This window comes from Pseudomonas cyclaminis (assembly GCF_015163715.1).
GTDB classification, from domain to species: domain Bacteria; phylum Pseudomonadota; class Gammaproteobacteria; order Pseudomonadales; family Pseudomonadaceae; genus Aquipseudomonas; species Aquipseudomonas cyclaminis.
In genome coordinates this window covers 21,040-47,659 of the sequence record NZ_JADDUM010000037.1, presented here as the reverse complement: position 1 = coordinate 47,659, position 26,620 = coordinate 21,040, and the positions used below count along the sequence as shown (strand labels likewise).

Below are 26,620 nucleotides of genomic sequence, written 5' to 3'. Positions count from 1 at the left end.
AGAAAGCCCCCCACCACACAGAGCATGTCTTACCAGGCACGCTCATTTTTCAATCAGATGTCATTAAGCCTTCAACCCGACGGACGCCAATTGCGCCCACCCCACGCCTCTGACACAATCGCGAATAATTCTCGTTAGTTTAAACCCCTTGTTTATTCGGTGATGCCTTGTCGTCGGTCCAGACCCCACACAGTGAGCTTGTTGGCGCGTTGTATCGCGACCATCGTGGCTGGCTGCTGGCCTGGCTGCGGCGCAATGTGGCCTGCCCGAGCCGCGCCGAAGACCTGAGCCAGGACACTTTCATGCGCCTGCTGGGCCGTGACGAGTTGCGCGAACCCCGCGAGCCTCGGGCATTTCTGGTGGCGATCGCCAAAGGCTTGTTGTTCGACTACTTCCGTCGCGCCGCCCTGGAACAGGCCTATCTCACCGAATTGATGCTGATCCCGGAAAGCGAACACCCGTCCCCGGAAGAACAGCAACTGATCCTCGAAGACCTCAAGGCCATCGACCGCCTGCTCGGCAAGCTGTCGAGCAAGGCCCGCGCCGCCTTCCTCTATAACCGTCTCGACGGCCTGGGCCACGCAGAGATCGCCCAGCGCCTCGGCGTGTCGGTGCCCCGCGTGCGCCAGTACCTGGCCCAGGGCATTCGCCAGTGCTATATCGCGCTGTACGGCGAGCCGACGTGAGTGCGATCAGCGCCAAGCCGGTGTCGGCCCGTGTGCTGGATGCGGCGATTGCCTGGCAGTTGTCCCTGGACTCCGGCGACGGCAGCGCCGTGGAACGCGAAGAGTTCAGCAAATGGCTGGCCAGCCACGAAGAACACGCTCGCGCCTGGCGCCAACTGGGCATGCTCGACCAACGCTTCGGCGTGGCCTCGGGCCCGGCACGGGCGGCGTTATTGCAGTCGCGCGAAGGCATTCGCCAGCGCGTGCGCAAGCTCGGCACTGGTCTGGCGAGTATCGCGCTGGTGTGCGGCTTGGCGTTGTTTGCCGGCGAGCGCTATGTGCCGATCCACTATTGGCTGGCCGACCAGCGCACCGCCACCGGCGAACAGCGCACGCTGAAACTGGCGGACGGCACCCGGATCAACCTCAATACCCACAGTGCCATCGACGTGCGCTTCGATGAAAAACGCCGGCTGATCGTGTTGCAGGAAGGCGAAATCCTCGTCGAGACCGGCCACAACGATGCGCGCCCGTTCTACGTGCAAACCCGCGACGGCAGCCTGCGAGCGCTGGGCACGCGGTTTATCGTCAAGCGTGAGGACGACGCCACGCGGTTGAGCGTCTTGCAATCAGCCGTCGCGGCGCAGCCGGAAGCAGCGCGTCAAGAGCAGGTTTTCAAGGAAGGCCAGCAAGTGCTGATGCGCAGCGACGGCCTCGGCCCCGCACTTGCCGTCACCCCCGCCACCGACGCCTGGACCCGCGGCATGCTGGTGGTGGACAACGCCCGCCTGGGCGATGTGGTGGATGAGCTCAGCCGCTACCGCGCCGGCTACCTGGGCGTGGACAAAGACGTGGCGGACCTGCGCATCACCGGCAGCTTCCCGCTGCACGACACCACCCTGGCGCTCAACGCCCTGCTGCCGACCCTGCCGGTGCGGATCGAACAGCACACGCCATGGTGGGTGACGGTCAAGGGTAAGCCGTAGGGTCTGTGGTTGCTGGGCTTGCCCCCGATGAGGTCCTCAAGCCCCCCACAAAAAATATTTTCAGCCTGCCCTATCACTTTTCGATTCTCGTTCGGCACATAGGCAATTGCGAATTACTTCCATTCAGGAGCCGCCCTATGTCCCGCACGCTAGACACCTTGTTGCGCCCCAGCCTGTTAGCCGTGGCCATTGCCCTCAGCGCCCCGCTGGCGAGCACCTCGCTGTTCGCCGCCGAACAGGCGTCCAGCGTGCGCGCCTACAACCTGCCTGCCGCCCCGCTGGCTACCACCCTGAACCAGATCGCCAGCCAGGCCGGCCTCGCGCTGACCCTCAACCCGGCGCTGGCGTCGGGCAAGACCTCGGCACCGGTCCAGGGCCAGTTCGATGCGCAAGGGGCACTGCGTGAGGCGTTGCGTGGCACTGGGTTGCAGCTGGAACAGGGCGCCGCCGGGACGTTTACCTTGGTAGCGATTCCCGAGGGGGTTGTGGCGTTGCCAGAGACCAGCATCATTGGTCAGGGCGACAGCGAAAGTGCTTGGGGGCCGGTGGATGGTTACCTGGCCAAACGCACCGCCGCCGGTACCAAGACCGACACGGCACTGGTCGAGGCACCGCGCTCGATCTCCGTCGCCACTCGCGAGCAGATGCAAGACCGTAACGTGCAGAATCTGGACGACGCGGTGAAGTACATGCCCGGTATCGTCTCCGCCAGCTACGGCAGCGACACCCGTTACGACTGGATGCGCGTACGCGGCTTCGAACCCACCCAATTCCTCGACGGCCTGCCACTGCCACGCGGCGTGTATGCCAACCCGAAAGCCGAAACCTGGAACCTCGACCGCCTCGCCCTGCTGCGCGGCCCGGCCTCATCGGTGTACGGCCAGACCCCGCCAGGCGGCTTGCTGGACATGGTCAGCCGCCGTCCAAGTGCCGAACAGAGCAATGCAATCCAGGTGCAATACGGCAGCGACAACTACCGCCAGATCAACTTCGCCAGCACCGGCAAGATCGACGATGAAGGCCAGTTCCTCTATGGCGTCAGCGGCGTGGTACGGGATGCCGGTACTCAGGTCGATCACATCGATAACAAGCGCTACAACATTGCGCCTAGCCTGACTTGGAACATCGACCCGGATACCAAGCTGACCTTCCTGTCGCAGTTCACCCGCGACGATACCGGCACCACCAGCCAGTTCATGCCGATTCAGGGCACCAAAATCAGTTCCCCCCACGGTGAGGTTTCCCACCACAAGAACCTCGGCGACCCGGACTACGAGTTCTACGACCGTACTTACTACGCGCTCGGTTATGCCTTCGAGCATCGCTTCAACGATACGTGGCAGTTCAAGCAGAACCTGCGTTATACCAAGTCGGACCTGTCGTTCCAGCAACTGACCGTGGGTTCCTATGCGTTCTCCCCGGCTGATGCCGCGGGCAGTATCAGCCGGTCCACCACCAACGTTGACGAGGACATCAGCCAGTTCGCTGTGGACAACAACTTCCAGGCCGACTTCGCCACCGGCGACGTCACTCACACCCTGCTGCTCGGCCTGGACCACCAGCGTACCGACACCTCCTATCGTGCGATCTACGGTACCGCCTCGAATATTAATATCTTCGACCCGGTCAACACCGTGCCGACCGTACGCCCGACCAACGTGAAGCCTTTTTACGACTACAACCAGAAAACCGTGCAAACCGGCCTCTACGTGCAAGACCAGATGGCCCTGGACAACTGGCGCCTGACCATGGGCGGGCGTGAAGATTGGGTGCATCAGGGCACCACCTACTTCAACGACAGCGATGCCACCAACACCGACCGTATCAAACACTTCAGCGGCAACGCGGCGCTGAGTTATGTGTTCGACTCGGGCTTCGTACCGTACCTGTCCTACGCCGAGTCGTTCCAACCCGCGAGCAATGCCGATACAAAGGCGACACAGACGTTCAAACCGACGGAAGGCAAGCAGTGGGAACTGGGTATCAAGTACCAGCCACCCGGCTCCAATACCCTGCTGAGCGCGGCGGTCTACGACCTGACTCAGAAGAACGTGCAGGTCACCACCCTCGGCGCTGGCGGGCAGCAAATAAACAGTCAGACCGGCGAAGTGAAGGTCAAGGGTCTGGAACTGGAAGCAGTGTCTGACGTGACCGACAACCTCAAGGTCATCGCCGCCTACACCCTGGCTAAATCCGAGGTGCAAAAAGGTATCTACAAAGGCAACCGCCTCACCTTGATGCCCAACCAACAAGCCTCGTTGTGGACCGACTACACCTGGCACACCGGCGTGCTCGACGGTTTCGGCATTGGGTTTGGCGCACGCTACACCGGCAACACCTACGGTGACCAAGCCAACACCTGGCTGGGCAAGGCCAATGCCTATACCGTGTTCGACGGTGCGGTGCATTACGACCTCGGCCGCCTGGACAACAGCTTGAAAGGTGCCTCGGTAAAGCTGAACGCTACCAACCTGTTCAACAAGGACTACCTTTCCACCTGTGACGCCAACTACTGCTACTTCGGCGACCAACGCAGCGTAGTCGCCAGCGCCACCTACCAGTGGTAATCGGCTGAGTTAACAACCAGGCCGCCCCGTGGGCGGCTTTGGTGTGTATAAGGCTAGAAAATGAAAAGCAAAACCATCCGCCGCTGGTCCTTCCTCCACACGTGGACCAGCCTGATCTGCACCGTATTCCTCCTGCTGCTCGCCCTCACTGGCCTGCCGCTGGTGTTTCACCATGAGATCGACCATCTGCTGGGCAACGAGCCCACGCTGGCACAGATGCCTGCCGATACGCCGCAGCTCAACCTGGAGCAGCTTGTCGCTAAAGCAGAGGCCCATCGGCCCGGCGAAGCCATGCAATACCTGGCCTGGGACGAGGACGATCAGAACGGCGTGATCGCGATCATGGCCGCCACCGCCGGCACCGAGCCCAATTCGTCCCACACCTTCATGCTCGACGCGCGCACCGGCGATGCGGTGGAAATGCCCTCGGCCAATGGCGGTTTCACGCTGTTCCTGCTGCGCCTGCATGTGGATATGTTCGCCGGGCTGCCGGGCAAGTTGCTGCTGGCGTTCATGGGCGTGTTGTTTGTGCTGGCGATCATCTCCGGCACGGTGTTGTACCTGCCGTTTATGCGTCGCTTGAAGTTCGCCACCGTGCGCCAGGACAAATCCACCCGCCTGCGCTGGCTCGACCTGCACAACCTGATCGGCGTGGTCACCCTGACCTGGGCGCTGGTGGTAGGCGTGACCGGCGTGATCAGCGCCTGCGCCGACCTGATCATCGCCGCCTGGCGCCAGGACAGCCTCAGCGCGATGATCGAACCCTACAAGAATGCCCCGCCGCTGACCCTGCGTGCGCCCGCAACGGAACTGCTGACCATCGCCGCCAAGGCGCGCCGGGCATGCGGCCGGACTTTATCGCCTTCCCCGGCACGCGCTTTTCCAGCGAGCACCATTACGCGGTGTTCATGAAGGGCAGTACGCACCTGACCTCGCACCTGCTCACGCCGGTGCTGATCGACGCCAGCACCCTGGCCGTCACCGCCATCGCCGAACGGCCCTGGTACATGGACGCCATGGGCATGTCCCAGCCGCTGCACTTCGGTGATTACGGCGGCATGCCGATGAAGATCCTGTGGGCGGTACTGGATGTGTTGACCATCGTGGTGCTGGTCAGCGGGATTTACCTGTGGATCGTGCGACGCAAGGCAGGCAAGGCATGAAGCCGCGTCAGTCGAACTTCTGGAAAGTGTTTGGCTTTCCGCTGGGGATTGGCCTGCTCAGCGCCGCCGGGTTGTTTGCGGCGCTGCTGGGGGATGGGTTGTGGGATTCGTTGAGTTGGCTCGGGCTGGGCATACCTGCCGCAATGGGTGCCTGGGGGTTGTTCAAGTGTGGGAGGGGGCTTGCCCCCGATGAGGCCCATAAAAACACCCACAATCCCCCTCGCCAGCCACCGCGCAACCCTCTAGGCTAGCTCCAGCCTATTCAGAGGAATGCCCATGTCCGCTCCCAGCATGACCTTGTTTCATAACCCGGCTTCACCCTTCGTGCGTAAAGTCCGCGTGCTGCTGATCGAAACCGGCCAGCAGGATCGCGTCGCCCTGCAAGGGTGCATGCCGACCCCGGTCAACCCGGATGCTCAGGTGGTGCAAGGCAACCCCGTGGGCAAGATCCCGGCCCTGCGCCTGGCGGACGGCACGGTATTGCACGACAGCCGGGTGATCCTCGATTACTTGGACCACCAGCATGTAGGCAACCCGCTGATGCCCCGCGACGGCTCGGCCCGCTGGCGCCGCCTGACCCTGGCGTCGATGGCCGACGGCATCATGGATGCCGCCGTGCTGGTGCGCTACGAAACCACCCTGCGCCCGGTAGAAAAACACTGGGCCCCGTGGCTCGACGAGCAGCGCAACAAGATCCGTCGCGCCCTCGCCGAATTGGAGCAGGACGCGATTGCCGAACTGACCAGCCACTTCGACATCGCCGCCATCAGCGTGGCCTGCGCCTTGGGTTACCTGGACTTTCGCCATCCGGACATGCAATGGCGGTTGGATAATCCCAAGCTAGCTGCGTGGTACGCCGAGATCAGCCAGCGGCCGTCGATGCAGCAGACCCAGCCACCGGTCTAGCGGACCGCTTGGCTCGCCTGTGGTGAGCCCGATTGTTGTGGTGAGCGGGCTTGCCACAACTGCCCTTCGCCACACTGGAAATAGCGTGTTGATTTTGCTCACCAACAGCGCCCGCTCTTGCTGATCCTCGCGCAACCCGATCATTGCACCGCCTCCAGGTCAAACTGCAGTGGCTCAACCACCTTGCGCTTGCCCACGCCGTACCAGTCCAGCTTACGCGTCAGCACCATCACCGTGCCCAGCAGACCGAACAGCAACAACGACCCCATCAGCAGCGCGTAATCCTCGGCGCTCAACAGTCCGTACAACAAGCCATACAACGTCGCCAACCCCGCCGAAAACCCCAGGCCGTGGACGACGCTGCGCAGCACGTGGCACACATAAAAGCCGATCAACATCACACAGGCACTCGCCGAAATCAGGTACGCCAGGGCAAAGCCCAAGTGCTCGGACAGCGACAACAGCAGCAGGTAGAAGAACGCCAGCGCCACGCCCACCAAGGCGTATTGAATCGGGTGCACCGCCAGGCTCTTGAGCACTTCGAACAGGAAGAAGCCGGCAAAGGTCAGGGCGATAAACAACAGCGCGTATTTGATCGCACGGTCGCTCTTGAGGTACTGGTCCACCGGATCGATGAAGTTCACGCCGAAGCTGCGGCTGTTGAAGTCCTCGCAGCTGTTTTCGGAAAGGCAACCGCGCAGGGCTTCTTCAAGGTTGGTGGAGAAAAACGAGGTCTGCCAGTTGGCCGTGAAGCCTTGGTCGGTGACCTCGCGCTGGGCCGGCAGGAAGTTGCCGATAAAGCTCGGATGTGGCCAATTTGAGGCCAGCGACACCTGGCTGGTCTTGCCCACCGGCACCACTTGCAGTTGTTCAGTGCCTTGCAGGCGCAGGTCAAAGGCGAAGTCCATGGCGGCCGGTTTCTTGTTGTCCTGCGCCGGCAGTTCGACGTGCACACCTTCACCCAGCCAACCCACCTGGCTACCCGGTGAGAACTCCAGGCGCTGGCTGCCCAGTTCCAGTTTCAGTGCGTTTTCGATGCCACGAATATCGCTGATGCCCACTGCCAGAAACGCCGGTTCAAAGCGGTAATCGGCGTAGTTCTCGGTGATGCCCCACTGCTCCGGCAGCACAAAACGCCCGCTGATGCGGTTGTCGGCATGGAACAGTCGCGCCTGGTAAATACCCCGTGCACGCAGCTCTGTCTGCACCTTGCCGTCGAGTTCAAAACGCTCCGGCAGGAAATACAAACGACCGCGCACTTCACGGGTTTCTTCGTAGCGCTTGTTGAGCTTTTCATTGAGCTTCCACTCGCGCACGGTCTTGCGATACGGCACTACCATCACCGGCCCGGTAAGGCGCTGGGCGTAGCTGGAGCTGCGGGCGATGTCCATCAGTACGCCGTCGCGCAGTTGCTGGCGGTCGCTGATGATGCCGTTGATCATCAGCAACGGAATCAGCAACAGCAGGATCAGCAGCGCAATCGCGCCAAGTTTGAAAAGCAGGCTGCGGTTCATGGGTCTCTCCCTGTTTTGATGGAAGGAGAGTGGGCCGCGTGTGTGGGGGTTTTATGTGGGTAATGTGGAGACTGTGTGGAGATGCAGTTCCACGCGCACGCCGCCGGGGACGTTGCCGATCTGCAACGCGCCGCCGTGGAGCTTCATCACTTCCTCGACAAAGTTGAGGCCCAGGCCCGTGCTTTTGCGTCCGCTGGACGGGCGTGGCAGCGAATAAAAGCGCTCGCTCAGGCGCGGCAAGGCGTAGTCGGGAATCGGGGCAGCCTGGTTGAACAGGCTCACCTGCACCGCGTTGTGGTGCGTCTGCGCCGCGAATTTCAACAGGCCGCCAGGCGGTGTGAAATCCAACGCGTTTTCCAGCAGATTGCCCAGTGCCTGGCGCAGCAGGAAGGGCTCGCCGAACACCTTCACTTCCGCTGCAATCGTCTGCTCCACGTGCAAGCCGGCGCCTTCGATTCGCGCACACTGGGCCTTGAGCACGTCGTCGACCAAGGCTGCCAGCGGGATACTCACCTGCTCTTCCAGGCCCTGGCGTTGCTCCACTTGCGCCAGGTTCAGCAGCCGCTCGATCAACTGCTGCAGGCGCGCACTTTCACTGTCGATATTGCCGACAAAACGCTGCTGCTGCTCACGGGTCATGTCGCCCTGCAACAGCTCCGCCGCGCCACGAATCGCCGCCAGCGGGCTTTTCAATTCATGGGTCAGGGTGTGCACGTAATGTTCGACGTAGGCCTTGCCCTCCAGTTGCGTGCGCATGTGCTCCACGGCGGTGGACAACTGCTTCAACTCGCCGCCACGGTAATGGGGCAACTCGGCACGCCGGCCTTCGCTGACCGCCTCGGCATAGGCCGTCAGCCGCCGTAGCGCAACGCTCAACCACCACGACAACAGCGCGCCCAACAGCAGGCCCAGGATGACCAATCCGGCGCCGTACCACAGCAACCGCCGCTCCGTGCGATCCACATAAGGCTGCAATGAGCTATTGGGTTTGGCCACCGTGACCACGCCGATAATCTGGCCGTTGTCACGGATCGGCGCGCCCACGTGCATCACCGATGACGTGGCGTCATCCATTGCGCTGCGGGTGGAGCGGGCGCCGTACTCGCCGCGCAGGGTCAGGTAGACATCGTTCCACTTGGAGTAGTCCTGCCCCACTGCTTCGCCCGTGGAGTCGAGCAACACAATGCCTTTGGCGTCGGTGACATAGATGCGGTGGTTGACCTGGTTTTTCGGCAGGCCCCAGATGGTCGCGCCGGGCTGGCGGGTGCCGTAGGCCTTGAGCAGTTCCGGCCAGTGGCTTTGGCCGAGGGTGCGGTTTTTTACGTCGTCGCGCAGGATCTCGGCCAGCAGGTTGGCGGTGTCCACCAGGGTTTCTTCGGTGGACTGGCGTACGCCGGGGCGGATTTCCTTCATCACGGTGCTGAGCACGAAATAACCGGTAAGCCCGATAAACAGCGCGTACACCAGGAAAATCCGTAGCCCCAGGCGCATCAGCTGTTGCTCGGGCTGTAGCTGTAGCCCAGACCGCGATGGGTCTGGATCGGCTCGGCCTGCGCCGCCACGCTACGCAGTTTGCTGCGCAGGCTTTTGATATGGCTGTCGATATTGCGCTCGTAGCCGGCATCCGCCGTTACGCCCACCGCATCGAGCAACTGCTCGCGGCTGAACACCCGCTCGGGTTGCTCAAGCAGACTCTGCAGCAGGCGGAATTCATGGCGCGTGAGGCTCAGGGGCTGGCCGCGATAGTGGATCTGCATGCGCTCCAGGTCTACCTGGAACACCGCCGGTGCAACGCCGGGGCCGACCCGCTTGAGGATCGCCTTGACCCGCGCCGCCACTTCCCGCGGGCTGAACGGCTTGACCACATAGTCATCCGCGCCGATTTCCAGCCCCACCACCCGGTCGATCTCGCCATCGCGCGCGCTGAGGAACATCACCGGCACTTCGGTGAAACGGCGCAATTGCTTGCAGGTTTCAAAACCGCTGATGTCGGGCAGGCCGATGTCGAGGATGATCAGGTCGGCTGGGCTCTGGCGCTGATGGGCCAATGCCTCCTGGCCGAGGCTCAGCCAGGTGGTGGTGAAGCCCTCGCCTTGCAGGGCGAATATCAGCGTGTCGGCTATCGCCGCTTCGTCTTCGACAATCAGGATGTGGGGCATTTGGGTCTGTCAGCAGTCCGGTTTGTCGGCAGTGTACCGACTGGCCGGGTTTACCGCTGCGCCAAATTCACGCAGGGCCTTGGCGCCGATCAGCAGCGGGTAGTTGAAGCTGCTGCGGTCGGTGAGGTTGACCTCGACGGTGCGCTTGACGTCGCCCAGGCACATTTCCAGGTCGATCACCGGGCGCTTGGCCACGCTGGCTTCGTCCTTGTCGTCGTCTTCGTCGGCGCGGCTCTTGATCTTGCTGATGCGCGAGACTTTGTGTTCGTAGACTTTGTTGGTAGCGTCCTTGCCGCCGAGGCGGAAGCGCACCCAGTCGTCGCCATCACGGGTGAAGGTCTCGATGTCGCGGGCCGACAGCGAGGCGGTCAGCGCGCCGGTGTCCATCTTGGCCTTGAAGGTTTCGCCGATCTCCGGCAACTGGATGTATTCGTAGCGACCGTAAAGGGTCGGCTCGGCGGCCATGACAGGCAGCGCAACGAGGGCAAGCAAGGCAAGGATAGATTTCACGTAGGTGGTTTCCTTGAATTAAGTAGGCGGATTCTAGACCGCAAAAGTGACTGTTAGTTAGTCAGCCCACCCTACCGGGTGCCTTGTGAAACATTCGTCAGGCGTTTTGAGATTTGGCCTCTAGACTCAGCTTGCTTATCATGGCCCGTCCACAAGATCCCAAGAGTTGCTTATGCGCCGCCTGCTCACCGGCTGTCTGGTCACCCTGCTGCTGTTACTCAATACGCTGATCCTGATCGGCCCCTTGCTGGTGTTCGCCCTGCTCAAGCTGGTGGCCCCGGGCGCTTGCGTGACTACATGTCATGGGCGGTGATGTGGATCGCCGAGACCTGGGCCGAAATCGACAAACTGATCTTCGCCTGCTGCATCCCGACCCAATGGGAGATTCGCGGCGGCGGCGACTTGCGCAGTGACACCTCGTACCTGGTCATCAGCAACCACCAGTCCTGGGTGGATATTCCGGCGCTGATCCAGGCGCTTAACCGGCGTACACCGTTCTTCAAATTCTTCCTGAAAAAAGAACTGATCTGGGTGCCCTTCCTGGGCCTGGCCTGGTGGGCGCTGGATTACCCGTTCATGAAGCGCTACAGCAAGGCGTTCCTGGCCAGGCATCCGGAGCTGGCGGGGCAGGACTTGAAGATCACCAAGCAGGCCTGTGAGCTGTTCAAGCGCCAGCCGGTGACGGTCGTCAATTACCTGGAAGGCACACGGTTCAGCAGGGCCAAGCACAAGCAGCAGGATTCGCCGTTCGACAGCTTGCTCAAGCCCAAGGCGGGCGGCGTGGCGTTTGTGCTGGCGGCGATGGGTGAGCAACTGGACGCGATCCTCGACGTCACGGTGGTCTATCCGCAGCAGAAGATTCCGGGGTTCTGGGACTTGATCAGCGGCGCAGTGCCGAAGGTGATCATCGATATCCGCACCCGTGAGCTGGATCCGGCGTTGTGGCAGGGGGATTACGAGAACGACCCGGCGTTTCGCCAGACCGTCCAGAACTGGGTCAACCAGCTCTGGAAGGAGAAGGACGCGCGCATCGGGCAACTGCGCGCGGAATCTGCTTAGCTGCCGGTGCCCCAGGCCTGGGCCAGCTTGCCCAGCACGGAACTGCTGGCACCCTGGCCACCCAGGTATTGCAGGATCACCGGGGCGAATTGGCCGATCATGCCACTGTCCATACCCAGCGCGCTGAACGCGGTGCTGAGGTCGTTGGTGTCCTTCACATTACCCAGCAGGCCGTCCAAGCCGCTGGTCTTGCTGCCGCCGGTCTGGCCGAGCATCCCGCTCAAGGCACCGAGGCTGCCCAGGGCATTGTTGCCCGACAGCTGATCCAGGCCAGGCACGCTGCTGCCCAACTGCGAGTAATCGTTGCCGCTCAGTTTGTTCTTGGCCAGGCCCAGCATGGCACCAGTACCGCCAACGGCTTGTTCGGGGGTGATATTGAGTTGCGAGGTCAGGGCGCTCAGCAGGCCGGCCGTCTCGGACGACGGCGCGGCGGCAGCGGCTTTGTTGTTGCCGCCCTGCATACCGGAAATGGCATTGGCCGCGTCGCCAAGGCTGAAGCCTGCGGCAAACACCGGGGTGGCCGCCAGGGTCATCAGGCAGGAAAGGGCGAAACCGCGTGAAATCTTCATTGAAACAACCTCTGGATGTAGGTGCGAAAGCAGGCGTTTGACTGGGCATTCCGGGGGATTGTTCCCACACCCGCATCCGAATCGCCCTACCCTACGTATAGGCTTCATACCCCGCCCGGAGCAGGATGGAATGAATGCCCAAGCTGAACTAACCTCTGCCTACCGTGCGCAGTCCCGTCGCCCTCGAACGAGAGCCTGGAGAAGCCCTATCACCCTCACCGATGCTGACCCGTTGCGGCCCCTGCTGGCCCAATGCGCCTTGGGCAATCGCCAGGCGTTTGAAACGCTCTATCGCACTGTATCGCCACGTCTGCACGGCGTTGCCATGCGCTTTATGGGCCGCCAGGATCTGGCTGAAGAGGTGCTGCAGGAAGCCTTCATACGCATCTGGTACAACGCCTCGCGCTACGAAGCCCACATGGCTGCGCCGATGACCTGGATGATCAACATCACCCGCAACCTGGCCATCGACCAACTGCGTAAACGCCGCGAACAACCCTTGGCCGACGGTCAACAAGACGCCCTGCCCGACGAAGGCCCCAGCGCCCACGACCTGCTCGACAGCGAACGCGACGCCCGCGCCCTCAACCGCTGCCTCGATACCCTCGACGGCATGCAGCGTCAATCGATCACTGTGGCTTACTTCCAGGGCCTGTCGTGCTCGGAGTTGGCCGAACACTTGGCCGCGCCGCTGGGCTCGGTCAAATCCTGGATTCGCCGCGGTATGGAGCGCCTGCGCAGGTGCCTTGAATCATGAACTACCAAACCACAGCCCTGCGCCGCGCCCTCGCCGCCGACTACGCCATCGGCCTGATGCCCGCCACCGCCCGTCGGCGGTTTGATGCGCTCTTGCTGGACGATGCCGCGTTGCGCGTCGAACTGGGCCATTGGCAGGAAGCGCTTGCCAGCCTGACCGGCGCCCTGCCCGAGCGGCCAGTGCCTGAGCATGTGTGGGCAGTCATCAACGCACGGATCGAGCCGCAAGTGCTGCATGTGCCGGCGCAGAAACCGTTCTGGATGAACCTGCGCCTGTTGGCGGCAGCCTTTGGGATCGTGCTCGCGGTGCTGGTCGGCCTGCTTTACCAGCGCGACACATCCGTGGAATACAACGCCACGCTGGTCGCCGCCGACCAGCAACCGGCCCTGCACATCCAGGCGTTCAGCGACCACCTGCAAATCGAACCGCTGGCCTTGGCGGCGGTGGAGCCGACGCGAGACCTGGAACTGTGGGTCATCCCGCCCGGTGGCAAACCCATCTCACTGGGGCTGGTGCCAGCTGCCGGCAAGGGGCGAATCCAGTTGAGCACGGAACAGCAAGCGCTGCTGACAGCGCCGCTGACCCTGGCCGTGAGCCTGGAGCCCCGCGGCGGCTCGCCGACCGGTCAACCAACCGGGCCGGTGCTGTATCAAGGCCAATTGGCATCACTGTGAGCTGAACCGGGGCCAGGAACCCATCGCGCCTATCGGGGTCCATGACAAGTGTGAAAGCCCTGTCAGGAAAATCTCAATGAGCGCGACACGCCCCACAGTGATTGAACAGAAGCCCCCATTCTGGAACCGCACCCGCCTGTTTATCGGCGTCTGCTTAGCCCTCCTCTGCGGCCTCGGCGGCGCGCTCTACACTCAGGACAACGTCAAGTCCGCCGCCACCCTGGTGACCACCACCCAGCAGCCGGCCGCGCAAATCAGAGCGCACAAGGACTACCTCGAAGTCGAACCCATCGCCACCACGGCCCCGGCACCCGACCAAAGCCTGGAACTGTGGGCCCTGCCCGAAGGTGGCCAGCCGGTTTCGCTGGGGCTGCTGCCGGAGGATGGCCAAGGCATCATCGGCTTGAACCCGCGCCAGCAGGCGAGCATCAGTCAGCCGGTGGAGTTGATGGTAAGTGCGGAGACCAAAGGTGGGTCGGTGACCAAGCAGCCGACAGGCCCGACGGTTTATCAAGGCGCACTGGCTACCCGCTGACAGCGTAAACCCGTGTGGGAGGGGGCTTGCCCCCGATGGCAGAGTGTCAGGCCGCCTATGTGTAGCTGACCCACCGTCATCGGGAGCAAGCTCCCTCCCACATTTGATCTTCATCGGCTGGATGGCTTGCTCATGGCGGAGGATGGCGCTTGTAGCTCCCCGGTCGTCCACGACAGCGCCATCCCCTCCCCGCTGCGATGGGTGTGATCTGCTGGATGTGATCTACAGACGGCTGCAATCGTAGGCATTCGCCTGGACTTAAGTAGTCCATTTCCGAAACGTTAAAACCGCCCCTGCATGCGTCTTACCTCGCTTGTAGCGCCTTCTTATAGTCGTGCGCCACAGTCCTGGAGGTGCACGCAATGCAGGGAGCCTATGCATTTATCAATGAACGGCCGCAGCCTTATCCGCTGCTCAAACTTGGCCTTTCGCTCAACCCAAATACCCAAACCAAGTTCGACATCCTCAACCAGCACATTCGCAACACCGTCGTGCTGCCTGGGCAGTTGGTCATTATCGGGGACAGCCGAACTGCTGCCTGTACAGCTGAAGAAGCTCGCTTGATGCAATCAGCCGCTAACATCAAACATGCCTTGTTCGCGCATTCCGCCACTGATCAACTCTTGATCAAAAACTACGATCAGATACAGGCCATCATGTCCCATGCGTCTTTGGGTATCGGCAGTGTGAGCGGTGCTTGGAGCAAGCACCTGACGCAGATCGAGCAGACGCTCAAGGAAATCGATGAATTGCATAAGCAATACCTGAAGAACGCCACTGCGGGTGCGAGGAATGAGTTTCTGGTTAAGCGCAGAGCGTTATTTGCGAGGCTGGATGGTCAACTTTCGGGGTTGGCAAGGTTGGGCACGGGCCTGAAAAATGAAGGTTCGATTAAAAAGATGCTGGGTATTTCCAGTAAGAGTTATTGGCATCACGGGGAGATTCGCGGGTACGAAGAGACTGTCAAGCGAGTAGCTAGGGCCTCGGAGATCTTGAAAAAAGGCACTTATATTGGGATCGCTTTGGATATTGGAGCAACGACGCTGGAAATATCGGAGGCTTGCTCCACCGGGCGTGAGCAAGAATGTGCGCAGGCAAAGTATGTTGAAGGAGGCAAGTTGGTGTTTGGCCTTGGTGGTGCATACGCAGGAGGAAACATTGGCGCGGCTATCGGGATGGGTGCCTGCATGCTTGTTTTTGGCATACCTACAGCCGGCGCTGGGGCCCTGGCTTGTGCAATCGTAGGAGGCGCTGCAGGAGGGTTCGCCCTAGGCTCCGCCGCGAGCGACGTAGGCATAGATGCGGGCAGCTTTCTCTACAAAACCTGGGGAGACTGAATGGACCCGGTATCTATTGGCATGTTGTCAGGAGCCATCATGCTACTCAGCCTCCCACTCAACTTTTATGTCATGTTCGATAAGCTCGATGCAGCAGAACATTATCTGCAATGCAGCGCATACATCGTCGGGACTCGACTTACTCTGCGCCGCTTACCCTTTGAGGGAAGACACGTGCGTCTATATGTCGTGGCCGCGGTTATTCTTCTGCCAAAATTATTTCAATGGAGAAACCTGATACTCACGGCAGATGTTGAAAAGATCCCGAGACGCCTCAGATGCTGGATGGTTATACCCTCACTCATTACCCATCTATCAGCCCTGACGATGTTTATCAGTTGGCTATTAATAAAAGCCTGATCTCCACAAAACAAGGGCGACTCTAAGTCGCCCTATCTATCAACTACGCCGCACTAAACAACTTATGCGGATCAATCACAAATTTCTTCGGCACACCCGCATCAAACTCGCCGTACCCACGCGGCGCGTCATCCAGGCTGATCACCTGCACGCCAACGATCTCGGCGATGTTGATCCGGTCCCACATGATCGCCTGCATCAACTGGCGGTTGTACTTCATCACCGGCGTCTGGCCAGTGTGGAAGCTGTGGGACTTGGCCCAGCCCAGACCAAAACGAATGCTCAGGCTGCCCATTTTGGCGGCGGCGTCGACGGCACCTGGATCTTCAGTGACGTACAGGCCAGGGATACCGATCTTGCCCGCTACACGCACCACGCCCATCAGCGAGTTGAGCACGGTGGCCGGGGCTTCGGCCTTGACGCCATCGTGGCCGTGGCCGCGTGCTTCAAAGCCTACGGCATCGACGGCGCAGTCCACTTCGGGCTCGCCAAGCAGCGCAGCAATCTGTTCGTGCAACGGCGTGTCGGTGGACAGGTCGGCAATTTCAAAACCCTGCGCCTTGGCGTGGGCAAGACGGATCGGGTTGACGTCGCCGATGATCACCACCGCCGCGCCGAGCAAGCGTGCGGAAGCGGCAGCCGCAAGGCCTACGGGACCGGCACCGGCAATGTAAACGGAGCTGCCCGGGCCAACGCCAGCGGTCACGGCGCCGTGATAGCCGGTCGGCAAAATGTCGGAAAGGCACGTCAGGTCGCGGATTTTCTCCATGGCCTTGTCGCGGTCCGGCAGTTTGAGCAGGTTGAAGTCGGCGTAAGGCACCAGCACGTATTCGGCTTGGCCACCGGTCCAGTCACCCATGTCGACGTAGCCGTAGGCACCGCCCGGACGGGCCGGGTTGACGCTCAGGCACACGCCGGTGTGTTGTTCCTTGCAGGAGCGGCACAGGCCGCAGGCGACGTTGAACGGTACCGAGACCAGGTCGCCGATTTTCAGGTTTTCGACGCCGCTGCCCATTTCGATCACTTCGCCAGTGATCTCGTGACCCAGCACCAGGCCGGTCTGGGCAGTGGTGCGGCCGCGCACCATGTGTTGGTCGGAGCCGCAGATGTTGGTGGAAACCACGCGCAGGATGACGCCGTGCTCAATCTTCCTGCCACGGGGGTCCTGCATTTTGGGATAGTCGATTTTCTGTACTTCGACCTTGCCGTTGCCGAGATACACGACACCACGATTACCAGACATGCTTTCACCTCGCTGTTGTTTTTATGGAACTGCGTTGCCCTAGGGGCAGCGCGTTAAATGCTCGGGTTACAGATGCTGTTTCTTGTGTTGATTGTAAGGGCCTCATCGGGGGCAAGCCCCCTCCCACATTTGGAATGCATTCCACTGTGGGAGGGGGCTTGCCCCCGATGGCGCCAGTCAGAGCACCACCGTCCTATTGGCGTTCAAAAACACCCGCCGCTCAATGTGATACCCCACCGCCCGCGCCAATGTCAGCCCTTCAATGTCCCGCCCCTTGGCAATCAAGTCCTCGGGATAGTGGCTGTGATCCACCACTTCTACGCCCTGGGCGATGATCGGGCCTTCGTCCAGGTCGTTGTTGATGTAATGCGCCGTGGCGCCCACCAGTTTCACGCCCTTGTTGTACGCCTGATGGTAAGGCTTGGCGCCCTTGAACCCCGGCAACAACGAGTGGTGGATGTTGATGGCCTTACCGTCCAGCTTGCGGCACAGCTCCGGCGACAGCACTTGCATGTAGCGCGCAAGGATCACCAGTTCGGCGCCGGTATCTTCCACCACTTGCCACACTTGACGCTCCTGGGACGGTTTGTCGTTGGGGTCGAGGGGGAAATGGTAGTAGGGAATTTGATGCCAGTCGGCCAAAGGTTTCAGATCGGGGTGGTTGGACACCACCGCGACTACGTCCATCGACAGCTGGCCGATGCGCTGGCGGTACAACAGGTCGTTGAGGCAGTGATCGGCCTTGGAGACCATGATCACCACTTTTGGCCGGTAGTTCGGCGCCGTCAGCTCGAAGATCATGCCAAAGGCTTCACCGCGAGTGGCCAGGCCATCGCGGAAACCTTGCTCGTCGAAGCCATCGGGCTGGCGGAATTCCACTCGAATAAAAAACCGGCCCGAGAGGCGATCATCGAACGAATGGTGCTCGGTGACGTAGCAACCCTGCTCGAACAGGTAGCGGGTGACCGCGTCCACCGTGCCGAGCACGCTGGGGCAGTCGGCAGTCAAAATCCATGTATCAGGGGCGCGGCTCATGGGTCATTCCTCAGGCTTGAACACTCAGGCCGAATTCGGCGGCGGCGTCCTGCAGCCACAGCCACCAGTAATCCGAGAAGCTGCGGCGGATCAGCAGTTCCCAAGTGTCTTCAGCGGTGTGACGAATCACCAGTTGCGACTTGGCGAACACCGTGCCCACCGCCTTGCCCACCGGGAAGTTGTTGGGGTGCACATCGTAGCTGGTGGATTTCATCAGCACGTCGCGCACGTTCGGGCCGCTCAGTTCAAGAATCTGCTGGCCGCCGCTGACGTTGACGATCTGGATATGCAAATCGCCCAACGCGGCACGCAGGTTTTGCTCGGCGGCGAATTCTTCACCGCTTGGCACGATCAACAACCACTCATCCGGGCCGAGCCATTGCAGGCTGGTTTCGCCTTTGATGATGACTTGCAGGGCGCCGGGCAGTTCGATGCCCAGGGCCTTGTGCACACCAGCGGCGAAGGCGGCATCATGGCCGTCGCCACGAATGGTCAGGTGGCCGAGGAGTTTCTTTTCCCGCACGGTCACGCCGGCGTTCTTGCGGCCCTTGCCGACCAGGCTGGGGAGGTCGGCGTGGTGCAGCGAGGACTCGGCCTTGGCGCCGGTGGTGGGGCGTTGTTGGTAAACATTGGCTGCTGTCATAAAGCACCTGTTTTGAATTCTGTTGTGAGGCTGATGGCCTCATCGGGGGGGCAAGCCCCCTCCCACATTGGATAGCGGCGCTTTCAAATAACGGAGTTTTCCATGCAACTTTTCAGTCTTCAGGGCCAAGTCGCCTTTGTCACCGGCGCCGCAGCGGCATCGGCCAAGCCATCGCGGTAGGTTTGGCCGAAGCCGGTGCCGACGTGGCGTGTTTTGACCTGCCCGGCAGCCCCGGCATCGCCAGCACCGTTGAGCGCATCCAGGCCCTGGGCCGGCGCGCCCTGGCCCTGAGCGGCACCGTCACCGAGCGCGCCGCGCTGGATGCGGCGGTCGCACGAACCGAGCAAGAACTCGGCGAACTCAGCGTGGCCGTCAACTGCGCCGGCATCGCCAACGCCCAGGCCGCCGAGGACCTGGAACTGCAACGCTGGCAGACCACCCTGGACATCAACCTCACTGGCATCTTCCTCAGTTGCCAGGCCCAGGCCGCCGTGATGCTCCCGCGTGGCAAAGGCGCCATTGTCAATATCGCCTCCATGTCCGGCAGCATCGTCAATCGCGGCCTGTTGCAGGCGCACTACAACACCTCCAAGGCCGGGGTGATTCACCTGAGCAAAAGCCTGGCGATGGAATGGGCCGACAAGGGCCTGCGCGTGAACTGCATCAGCCCGGGCTACACCGCCACGCCGATGAACTCGCGCCCGGAAGTGGCCGACCAGGTGAAGATCTTTGAACAGACCACGCCCATGGGCCGCATGGCCAGCGTGGACGAAATGGTCGGCCCGGCGATCTTTCTGGTCAGCCAGGCCTCGTCTTTCTGCACCGGTGTCGACCTGTTGGTCGATGGCGGCTTTGTGTGCTGGTAGGAGTTGATCATGTCGCAACGATTCAGCGGTAAAACTGTAGTGGTCACCGGCGCCTGCCGTGGCATCGGCGCCGGGATTGCCGAGCGTTTCGCCCAGGAAGGCGCCAACCTGGTGCTGGCCTCCAATGACCTGGAGCGCGTGACCTTCACCGCCGAGCAACTGGCCCGGGAATACGGCGTGAACGCCCTCGCCCTTGGCATCGATGTCACCGACGAAAGCGATATCGAACGCCTCTACCGCGAAGGCCACGCCCGCTTCGGCAGCATCGACGTGTCGGTACAGAACGCCGGCATCATCACCATCGACCACTACGACAAAATGCCCCGCGCCGACTTCGACAAGGTGCTGCAAGTCAACACCACCGGCGTGTGGCTCGGGTGCCGGGAGGCGGCCAAGTACATGGTCAAGCAAGGCAGCGGGCGGTTGATCAATACCTCGTCCGGCCAGGGTCGCCAGGGCTTTATCTACACGCCCCACTACGCCGCGAGCAAAATGGGCGTGATCGGTATCACTCAAAGCCTGTCTCTGGAACTGGCGCCGCACAACATCACGGTCAACGCGTTTTGCCCCGGCATCATCGAAAGCGAGATGTGGGACTACAACGACCGCGTGTGGGGCGAGATTCTCAGCACCGACGAAAAGCGCTACGGCAAGGGCGAGTTGATGGCCGAATGGGTCCAGAACATCCCCCTGCGCCGTGCCGGCAAGCCCTCGGATGTGGCGGGCCTGGTGGCGTTCCTGGCCTCGGATGACGCGGCGTACCTGACCGGTCAGGCGATCAATATCGACGGCGGCCTGATCATGTCTTAAGGGTTTGGTATCCTCACCCGCATTGATGTCATCACTGAGGCCTTCATGAGCCAGATCGAAGAACAGCGCCTGATCACCAAGATCGCGAGCCTCTATTACGAAGAAGGGCTCAAGCAGTCCGAAATCTCCACGCAACTGGACCTGTCCCAGTCCTTTATCAGCCGCGCCCTGCGCCGGGCGTTGCAAGAAGGCGTCGTGAAGATCAGCGTGATGCGCCTGCAAGGCCTGCACCTGGAGCTGGAAACCCAACTGCAACGCCGCTACGGCGTGCGCCGGGTGATCGTGGTGGAAGCCACCGAGCCCGGCAATGACGAAAGCATCAAGCAAGCCATCGGTTCGGCGGCTGCCCACTACCTGGAAACCAGCCTGTCGCCCCAGGACCATATCGGTATTTCCTCGTGGAGCAGCACCATCCGCGCCATGGTCGGCCACCTGCATGCGCAGTCGGGCAAGCAAGGTGCCGAGGAAGTGGTACAACTGCTGGGCGGCGTCGGCAACAAAGGCGCGTTCGAAGCCACGCTGCTGACCCAACGCCTGGCCACCCTGCTCAACTGCCCGGCGTATTTGCTGCCGTCCCAAAGTATCGAGCAGTCGGTGCAGAGCAAGCAGCGCATCGTGCAGATGGAAGAGGTCAAGGAAGTGCTCCAACGCTTTGACAGCATCACCCTGGCGATTGTCGGCATCGGCGATCTTGAGCCCTCGCAATTGCTGCGCAACAGCGGCAACTACTACACCGAAGACATGCTGCGCCTGCTGGCCGAGCGCGGCGCGGTGGGTGATATCTGCCTGCGTTACTTCGATGCCCAGGGCAAACCGGTGCTGGAAGAAGATGAAGAATTCGTGGTGTCGGTGGCGCTGCCCAAGCTGCGCTCGATCCACCGCGTGCTCGGCCTGGCCGGCGGGCTGAACAAGGTCCAGGCGATTCGTGGCGCGCTCAAGGGCGGCTATCTGGACATCCTGATCACCGACCTGGATACCGCACAGGCCCTCAACCAATAACCTTTTTTTGGAGACAGCCGCTCATGACGTCCAAGCTCGAACAACTCAAGCAATTCACCACCGTGGTCTGCGACACCGGCGACCTGGAAGCCATCAGCCGCCTGCGCCCGGTGGACGCCACCACCAACCCGTCGCTGCTGCTCAAGGCCGCCGCCATCCCGGAATACGCCGAGTTGCTGCGTAACGCGGTGAGCGTGTCCAAAGGCGATGTCGACCTGGCCTGTGACCGTTTCGCGGTGTCGGTGGGTTGCGGCATTCTCAAGGTGATTCCGGGGCGCATCTCTACCGAAGTTGATGCCCGCCTGTCCTTCGACGAAGACGCGCTGTGGGCCAAGGCCAACCAGTTGATCGCCCTGTACGACCAGGCCGGTGTCGGCCGGGACCGTGTGCTGATCAAACTGGCGTCCACCTGGGAAGGCATCCGCACCGCCGAACGCCTGGAAAAAGCCGGCATCCAGACCAACCTCACCCTGCTGTTCTCCTTCGCCCAGGCTCAGGCCTGTGCCGATGCCGGGGTGTTCCTGATTTCGCCATTCGTGGGCCGCATCTACGACTGGTACCGCAAGAACACCGGCCTGGACTACACCGGCGCCGAAGACCCAGGCGTGCAGTCAGTGACGCGCATCTACAACTACTACAAGGCCAACGCCATCCCGACTGTGGTGATGGGCGCCAGCTTCCGCACCCTCAGCCAGATCGAACAACTGGCCGGCTGCGACCGCCTGACCATCAGCCCGGACCTGTTGCAAAAGCTCGCCGAAGATAACGGCCCGCTGGAGCGCAAACTGCAACCGGGCGCGCCGGGCGAAGCGCGCCAGCCGTTGAACGAAGCGCAGTTCCGTTGGGCGTCGAATGAAGATGCGATGGCCACTGAGAAGCTGGCGGAAGGGATTCGGCAGTTTGCGCGGGATCAGGAGAAGCTGGAGGCGGTGTTGGCTGCGCTGTAACGCAGCCCACCTGGGAAGCGCGCCCTCAGCGCGCTGGTTCGTTTACCGTAAACCCACGTGCCGCCAAGGCGCCCAGCACGCCACCTACGATGGGCGCCACCCAGAACAACCAGAGCTGCGACAGGTACTCGCCGCCGGCGAACAGCGCCGGACCGGTGCTGCGCGCAGGATTCACCGAAGTGTTGGTCACCGGGATCAGGATCAAGTGGATCAAGGTCAGTGCCAGGCCGATGGCAATCGGCGCAAAACCCGCGACCGCGCCCGGTGCGGTCACGCGCATGATGATCAGCACAAAGAAGAACGTCGCGATCACCTCAGCCAATAATGCGGCCTTCATATCGAACAGCCCCGGACTCAGTTCGCCGTAGCCGTTGGCGGCGAAACCACCCACTTCGAAACCGGGCTGGCCGTTGGCAATCACGTACAGCGCCGCAGCCGCCGCAATAGCCCCAATCACCTGCGCCGCGATATACGGCAGCACATAAGCCGCGCACACACGGCGCCCGGCCCACAGGCCGATAGTCACCGCCGGGTTGAAATGGCCGCCGGAGATACCGCCTACCGCGTAGGCCATGGTCAGGACGGTGAGGCCGAATGCCAGGGACACCCCGGCAAAACCAATGCCCAACTCGGGAAATGCCGCCGCCAGAATGGCGCTGCCACAGCCGCCGAACGTCAGCCAGAAAGTACCCAGGAACTCTGCGGTCAATCGTTTTTGCACACGTGACTCCATTGCTGTTCAAGTGCCGTCACCACAGGGACGTGGACGGTCCCGGGCGACGGTAGCAATGGGTATCAAAGGGGGGTGTAAGACTTGTCTGGTTCTTTACGGGTGGCGCTTGGCGCCTCAGTGATGCGCCACACCCGTCCCAAACCTGCGAATCGCCAGGCAATACCCCGCCAACGCCACCGCCGCCAGCAACCCGCCCGCCACGCCGATCCAGGCGAAGCCGAAGTGGCTGCCGACCCAGCTGCCCATCAGGGCGCCGCCGCCGATGCCGATGTTGTAGATGCCGGAGAACATCGCCATGGCCACATCCGTGGCGTCCGGCGCCAGTACCAGCACCTTCGATTGCATGGCCAGGCCGAAGCCCATGATCGCCATGCCCCAGAAGATGCTCAGGATCACCAGGTACGACTCGGCGCCGCTCAAGGGCAGCATCAGCGTCAGGCACGCGGCGAGGATAAACACTGCGCCGACCACGAACAGGTGCGGGTTGAAGCGGTGCACCAGGCTGAACAGCAACGAGCCGATGATGCCCGCGCCGCCGAAGACCAGCAGGATCAGGGTCACGGCGCCGCCATCCATGCCGGCCACGCCTTCGACGAAGGGTTCGATATAGCTGTAGGCGGTGAATTGCGCAGTCACCGTGAGCGCCGTCAGCACGTAGAGCGCCACCAGCGCCGGGCGCTTGAACAGCAGCGGCAGGCTGCGCAGGGAGCCGGAGTTCTGGCTCGGTAACGGCGGCAAGGTGCGCGCCAGCCAGAACACCAGCCCGGCCGCGAAAACACCGATGACCAGGAAGGTGGTGCGCCAGCCCATGGCCTCGCCGAGCAGGCGACCCAGGGGAATCCCCAACACCATCGCCAAGGACGTACCGGTCGCCAGCAACCCCAGGGCCTGCACCTGCTTGCCTTCCGGCGCCAGGCGCACCGCCAGGGACGCGGTGATCGACCAGAACAACGCATGGGACAAGGCAATGCCGACGCGGCTGACCATCAGCAAGCCAAAACTGTTGGCGACGCTGGAGAGGATATGGCTGACGATAAACATGCCGAACAGCACGATCAGCAATTTGCGCCGCTCGACGTTGCGCGTCAGCAGCATCACCGGCAGCGAGGTCAGGGATACGATCCAGGCGTAGATGGTGAGCATCAGGCCGACGCTGGACACGGGCATGTCGAAGCTCGCACCGATGGCGCTGAGCAGGCCGACCGGTACGAATTCGGTGGTATTGAACACAAACGCGGCCAGCGCGAGGGCGATGACCGGTTGCCAATTGGCTTGGGGGGTTGCGGCTGAAATGCTCATTGAAGGGCGAGGTACTCTGGCGATGATCGAGCGGCCACCCAGGACAAGCGCCGCCGCCCGACATTCTATAGGTTTCTCGGCCGGCTGTTGACGCTCATCCCCCTCAAAATACCTTCAGTTTTGTCACGGTGCGGTCACGGTGACCACATAGTTCCCCGACTGAATGGGCTTGCCGGTGCTGTCTACCACCAGATACCGCTGGTCGTAATATCGCCCGCTGCCGCTGTCGGCCACCAGCCTCACGTTGCCCGAGGCATTGCCCACGGCGTTGACCGTGGTGACCGGCCGTACGTCGAACTGACTGCCACGGCTTGCCACAGGGCAACCCTTCAATTCCATCATCGAGCCGCTGCTCGCCGACGTCGAGCACCCCTGCTCGACGATGCTGCCGCTAAAGTGAATGACACCTTGGGATGCAGCCATGCAGGTGCCCCCCCATACCGCAACGACGCCTGTAAGCACGGTCATACGCATACTGTTCATGTCGACGTACCTTCTTGGGTTATTACCCAGTAGTCGACATTTCGCGGGCAGACTTTAGGTATTTCGTCGCTTTAAGGAATGACTGATAGACAGGCTGAAGCAGCGGCACTCACAAACGGGCCGATGGGCGCCCCTTCCGGCAGTTGCACCGCATTGAACACGCGCCTACCTTTGATCGTCGCGTCCAGGATCGCCAGCCGTTGCGGCGCCAGGTCGTAGATACAAACCTGTCGCATCAGGGGCTGATCAAGGCAGTACGTTTGTAAGTCGCCTCCCGCTTCCAGGTTCAGGTTGGCGTTGATCAGTACCCAGTCAAAACCACGGTCGCCATAATCCAGCAGGGTGACCATGTCGTCCAAACCCGATACCGGCGCAATGGCGTAATAGCCCTGGCGGTTGAAATCCTGCTCCAGGCGCAGCCGCTGAACGTGCTCGGGATCGACGATCATGATGCGCAACGCTTTGTTGATCATGGGCAGCTTCCGGCAAAGGTCGTGGATAACGGGCGTTCGGCACTGCGTTGCAACCAGCGCAGCAGATCGGCGCCATTCATGGGCCGTGCATGCCAATACCCCTGCCCTTGGATACAGCCCAACTCAAGCAATGCCTGACGCTGCTCGGCGGTTTCAATTCCCTCGATCACCACAGACATGCCAAGGGTGCGCCCCAACGCGAGGGTGCTTTCGATCACCGCCCGGCAGCGCGGCTCGTGCAGCAAACCTCGGACGAATTCTGCGTCGAGTTTGATTTCGTTAAAGGGCAACTGGCACAGACGCTGCAACGAAGAGAACCCGGCACCGAAGTCATCGATCGACAAACGGCAACCCATCATGCGCAAGCGCACCAGGTTTTCCAGGGAGACCGCCGGGACCTCCAGCAAACCGCTCTCGGTCAGTTCGAAGGTTACGCTGGCGTAAGGTGTCTGGTAGCTGGCCAGTATCCGCTTGATGCGCATGGGCAGACCCACCTCAGCCAACTGTGCTGTTTGCAGGTTGAAAGCCACATTCAGGGCCATACCCTGATCCAAAGCGCGACATTGAACGGCCAGCGCTTGTTGCATCATGCTAAACAGGAGCGCGTCGAGCAGACCGGCACGCTCCAACGCCGGCAGGAATACCGCCGGTGACAGGACGCCCAGAATGGGATGATTCCAACGAGCTAGCACTTCTACACCGGTCACGGCGCCGCTGCGCAAATCGAACTTGGGTTGGTAATAGGCTTCCAGTTGTTGGTCCAGAATGGCTCGGCGCACCTGTTGTTCGTCGGCCAATTCCCATCCCGGCAGCGCCCGGGGAGTTACGGTCCGGGAGTGCAAAGCCATCTGAAGCAACGGCTGCAACGTCTCCAATTGCAAAGGTTTGCCGAGATTCCCCAGCACGTTCACGTCGAGCAGCGCGCCCATCTGGCTGACGGCGCGACGGATGTCGCCCGGCAGGCCGCTACTGATGATGATTGCCCCGACTTGGCCCGTCGCACTGATGCGTTGAATGAACTGCAGACCGTCCATGCCATCCATCTGCAGGTCACACACCACCACGTCCACGGGGCCTGTCTCTTTCAGCACAGCAAGCGCTTCAGCGCCATCTCCCGCCTCCAGGACTTCACCGCAGCCCATTTTCTTGAGCAGATTGACGGCCACCGAGCGTTGAAAAAGGTGATCTTCGAGTACCAGTACCCGAAGCGATAGGAAGGACATAACGGCACTCTCGCGGGCTAATAGGAGGCATGAAGGTGCGCAATTGATCAGGACAATTTGCGTGAAAACCTCCGAAGTCTTGAGGAAGTTTTCGAACACCCTCCA

General features: G+C 61.6%; 25 protein-coding genes and 3 pseudogenes. 15 read left to right on the top strand and 13 right to left on the bottom strand.

Annotation, left to right across the window (positions count from 1 at the left end; all coding sequences use genetic code 11):
- The first annotated feature begins 167 nt into the window (after positions 1–167).
- From IQK56_RS06395 to IQK56_RS06370, 6 genes and pseudogenes are all read left to right on the top strand, one after another.
- Positions 168–686, top strand: coding sequence for an RNA polymerase sigma factor (locus IQK56_RS06395; RefSeq protein ID WP_122307710.1), 519 nt, complete (start codon positions 168–170; stop codon positions 684–686).
- Positions 683–1,651 carry a FecR domain-containing protein gene (locus IQK56_RS06390; RefSeq protein WP_193862277.1) on the top strand — a complete coding sequence of 323 codons (969 nt, stop codon included), beginning with the start codon at positions 683–685 and terminating at the stop codon, positions 1,649–1,651. The genes IQK56_RS06395 and IQK56_RS06390 overlap by 4 nt, the downstream gene beginning before the upstream one ends.
- A 137-nt stretch (positions 1,652–1,788) precedes the next feature.
- Complete coding sequence (locus tag IQK56_RS06385; protein WP_193862276.1) at positions 1,789–4,218, top strand: TonB-dependent siderophore receptor; 2,430 nt, start codon at positions 1,789–1,791, stop codon at positions 4,216–4,218.
- 60 nt (positions 4,219–4,278) lie between these two features.
- A pseudogene (locus IQK56_RS06380) lies at positions 4,279–5,381 on the top strand (PepSY-associated TM helix domain-containing protein).
- The gene (locus IQK56_RS06375; RefSeq protein WP_150760215.1) at positions 5,378–5,632 is read left to right on the top strand and encodes a hypothetical protein; all 255 of its coding nucleotides are present in this window, start codon (positions 5,378–5,380) and stop codon (positions 5,630–5,632) included. The pseudogene IQK56_RS06380 and the gene IQK56_RS06375 overlap by 4 nt, the downstream one beginning before the upstream one ends.
- Positions 5,633–5,657: 25 nt before the next feature.
- Positions 5,658–6,287 (top strand): glutathione S-transferase, encoded by a 630-nt coding sequence (locus tag IQK56_RS06370; RefSeq protein WP_150674344.1) that lies wholly within the window; start codon positions 5,658–5,660, stop codon positions 6,285–6,287.
- 140 nt (positions 6,288–6,427) lie between these two features.
- Here the strand turns inward: IQK56_RS06370 and creD are convergent, their stop codons facing one another.
- From creD to rloA2, 4 genes are read right to left on the bottom strand one after another with little or no spacing between them, the layout of a single operon-like run.
- On the bottom strand, positions 6,428–7,801 hold the full coding sequence (gene creD / locus IQK56_RS06365; protein ID WP_193862275.1) for a cell envelope integrity protein CreD: 1,374 nt from the start codon (positions 7,799–7,801) through the stop codon (positions 6,428–6,430).
- 51 nt (positions 7,802–7,852) lie between these two features.
- Entirely contained in the window at positions 7,853–9,292 is a 1,440-nt protein-coding gene (gene creC, locus IQK56_RS06360; RefSeq protein ID WP_193862274.1) for a two-component system sensor histidine kinase CreC, read from the bottom strand.
- Complete coding sequence (gene creB, locus IQK56_RS06355; RefSeq protein ID WP_122307718.1) at positions 9,292–9,960, bottom strand: two-component system response regulator CreB; 669 nt, start codon at positions 9,958–9,960, stop codon at positions 9,292–9,294. The genes creC and creB overlap by 1 nt, the downstream gene beginning before the upstream one ends.
- A gap of 9 nt (positions 9,961–9,969) precedes the next feature.
- The gene (gene rloA2 / locus IQK56_RS06350; protein ID WP_193862273.1) at positions 9,970–10,470 is read right to left on the bottom strand and encodes a retropepsin-like aspartic peptidase RloA2; all 501 of its coding nucleotides are present in this window, start codon (positions 10,468–10,470) and stop codon (positions 9,970–9,972) included.
- A gap of 172 nt (positions 10,471–10,642) precedes the next feature.
- Between rloA2 and IQK56_RS06345 the strand changes: the two are divergent.
- Positions 10,643–11,529, top strand: a pseudogene (locus IQK56_RS06345) (acyltransferase).
- Here IQK56_RS06345 and IQK56_RS06340 read toward each other — a convergent pair.
- Positions 11,526–12,098 (bottom strand): DUF2780 domain-containing protein, encoded by a 573-nt coding sequence (locus IQK56_RS06340; RefSeq protein WP_193862271.1) that lies wholly within the window; start codon positions 12,096–12,098, stop codon positions 11,526–11,528. The pseudogene IQK56_RS06345 and the gene IQK56_RS06340 overlap by 4 nt on opposite strands.
- A gap of 130 nt (positions 12,099–12,228) precedes the next feature.
- On the opposite strand from IQK56_RS06340, the gene IQK56_RS06335 reads away from it, so the two are divergent.
- The 4 genes from IQK56_RS06335 to IQK56_RS06320 all read left to right on the top strand — a co-directional run bounded on the left by IQK56_RS06335 (position 12,229) and on the right by IQK56_RS06320 (position 15,401).
- Positions 12,229–12,855: an RNA polymerase sigma factor gene (locus IQK56_RS06335; protein WP_150760220.1), complete on the top strand. Its 627-nt coding sequence runs from the start codon at positions 12,229–12,231 to the stop codon at positions 12,853–12,855.
- Complete coding sequence (locus IQK56_RS06330) at positions 12,852–13,529, top strand: anti-sigma factor (RefSeq protein ID WP_122307723.1); 678 nt, start codon at positions 12,852–12,854, stop codon at positions 13,527–13,529. The genes IQK56_RS06335 and IQK56_RS06330 overlap by 4 nt, the downstream gene beginning before the upstream one ends.
- Positions 13,530–13,605: 76 nt before the next feature.
- On the top strand, positions 13,606–14,064 hold the full coding sequence (locus tag IQK56_RS06325; RefSeq protein WP_150674349.1) for an anti-sigma factor domain-containing protein: 459 nt from the start codon (positions 13,606–13,608) through the stop codon (positions 14,062–14,064).
- A 362-nt stretch (positions 14,065–14,426) separates the two neighbouring features.
- Entirely contained in the window at positions 14,427–15,401 is a 975-nt protein-coding gene (locus IQK56_RS06320) for a hypothetical protein (RefSeq protein ID WP_193862270.1), read from the top strand.
- Between the two features lie 403 nt (positions 15,402–15,804).
- Here IQK56_RS06320 and fdhA read toward each other — a convergent pair whose 3' ends face one another.
- The 3 genes from fdhA to IQK56_RS06305 all read right to left on the bottom strand — a co-directional run bounded on the left by fdhA (position 15,805) and on the right by IQK56_RS06305 (position 18,682).
- Entirely contained in the window at positions 15,805–17,004 is a 1,200-nt protein-coding gene (fdhA, locus tag IQK56_RS06315) for a formaldehyde dehydrogenase, glutathione-independent (protein ID WP_122305816.1), read from the bottom strand.
- Between the two features lie 177 nt (positions 17,005–17,181).
- Positions 17,182–18,039, bottom strand: a complete 858-nt coding sequence (gene purU / locus IQK56_RS06310; RefSeq protein ID WP_016977808.1) for a formyltetrahydrofolate deformylase — start codon at positions 18,037–18,039, stop codon at positions 17,182–17,184.
- Between the two features lie 10 nt (positions 18,040–18,049).
- Positions 18,050–18,682, bottom strand: coding sequence for a sarcosine oxidase subunit gamma (locus IQK56_RS06305; RefSeq protein ID WP_193862016.1), 633 nt, complete (start codon positions 18,680–18,682; stop codon positions 18,050–18,052).
- A gap of 102 nt (positions 18,683–18,784) precedes the next feature.
- Here IQK56_RS06305 and IQK56_RS06300 point away from each other — a divergent pair.
- The 4 genes and pseudogenes from IQK56_RS06300 to tal all read left to right on the top strand — a co-directional run bounded on the left by IQK56_RS06300 (position 18,785) and on the right by tal (position 22,304).
- Positions 18,785–19,548, top strand: a pseudogene (locus IQK56_RS06300) (SDR family oxidoreductase).
- A gap of 9 nt (positions 19,549–19,557) precedes the next feature.
- Positions 19,558–20,358 (top strand): glucose 1-dehydrogenase, encoded by an 801-nt coding sequence (locus tag IQK56_RS06295; protein ID WP_193862712.1) that lies wholly within the window; start codon positions 19,558–19,560, stop codon positions 20,356–20,358.
- A gap of 45 nt (positions 20,359–20,403) precedes the next feature.
- The gene (locus IQK56_RS06290; protein WP_032889554.1) at positions 20,404–21,357 is read left to right on the top strand and encodes a sugar-binding transcriptional regulator; all 954 of its coding nucleotides are present in this window, start codon (positions 20,404–20,406) and stop codon (positions 21,355–21,357) included.
- Between the two features lie 23 nt (positions 21,358–21,380).
- The gene (tal, locus tag IQK56_RS06285; RefSeq protein WP_122305476.1) at positions 21,381–22,304 is read left to right on the top strand and encodes a transaldolase; all 924 of its coding nucleotides are present in this window, start codon (positions 21,381–21,383) and stop codon (positions 22,302–22,304) included.
- Positions 22,305–22,329: 25 nt separating this feature from the next.
- On the opposite strand, the gene aqpZ is transcribed toward tal, so the two are convergent.
- The 5 genes from aqpZ to IQK56_RS06260 all read right to left on the bottom strand — a co-directional run bounded on the left by aqpZ (position 22,330) and on the right by IQK56_RS06260 (position 26,515).
- Positions 22,330–23,037: an aquaporin Z gene (gene aqpZ / locus IQK56_RS06280; RefSeq protein WP_122305475.1), complete on the bottom strand. Its 708-nt coding sequence runs from the start codon at positions 23,035–23,037 to the stop codon at positions 22,330–22,332.
- A gap of 114 nt (positions 23,038–23,151) precedes the next feature.
- Entirely contained in the window at positions 23,152–24,336 is a 1,185-nt protein-coding gene (locus IQK56_RS06275) for a sugar transporter (RefSeq protein ID WP_122305474.1), read from the bottom strand.
- Between the two features lie 123 nt (positions 24,337–24,459).
- Complete coding sequence (locus IQK56_RS06270) at positions 24,460–24,819, bottom strand: type 1 fimbrial protein (protein WP_122305473.1); 360 nt, start codon at positions 24,817–24,819, stop codon at positions 24,460–24,462.
- A 71-nt stretch (positions 24,820–24,890) separates the two neighbouring features.
- Positions 24,891–25,292: a response regulator gene (locus tag IQK56_RS06265; RefSeq protein ID WP_150676912.1), complete on the bottom strand. Its 402-nt coding sequence runs from the start codon at positions 25,290–25,292 to the stop codon at positions 24,891–24,893.
- Positions 25,289–26,515: an EAL domain-containing response regulator gene (locus tag IQK56_RS06260; RefSeq protein ID WP_193862710.1), complete on the bottom strand. Its 1,227-nt coding sequence runs from the start codon at positions 26,513–26,515 to the stop codon at positions 25,289–25,291. The genes IQK56_RS06265 and IQK56_RS06260 overlap by 4 nt, the downstream gene beginning before the upstream one ends.
- Between the last annotated feature and the right edge of the window lie 105 nt (positions 26,516–26,620).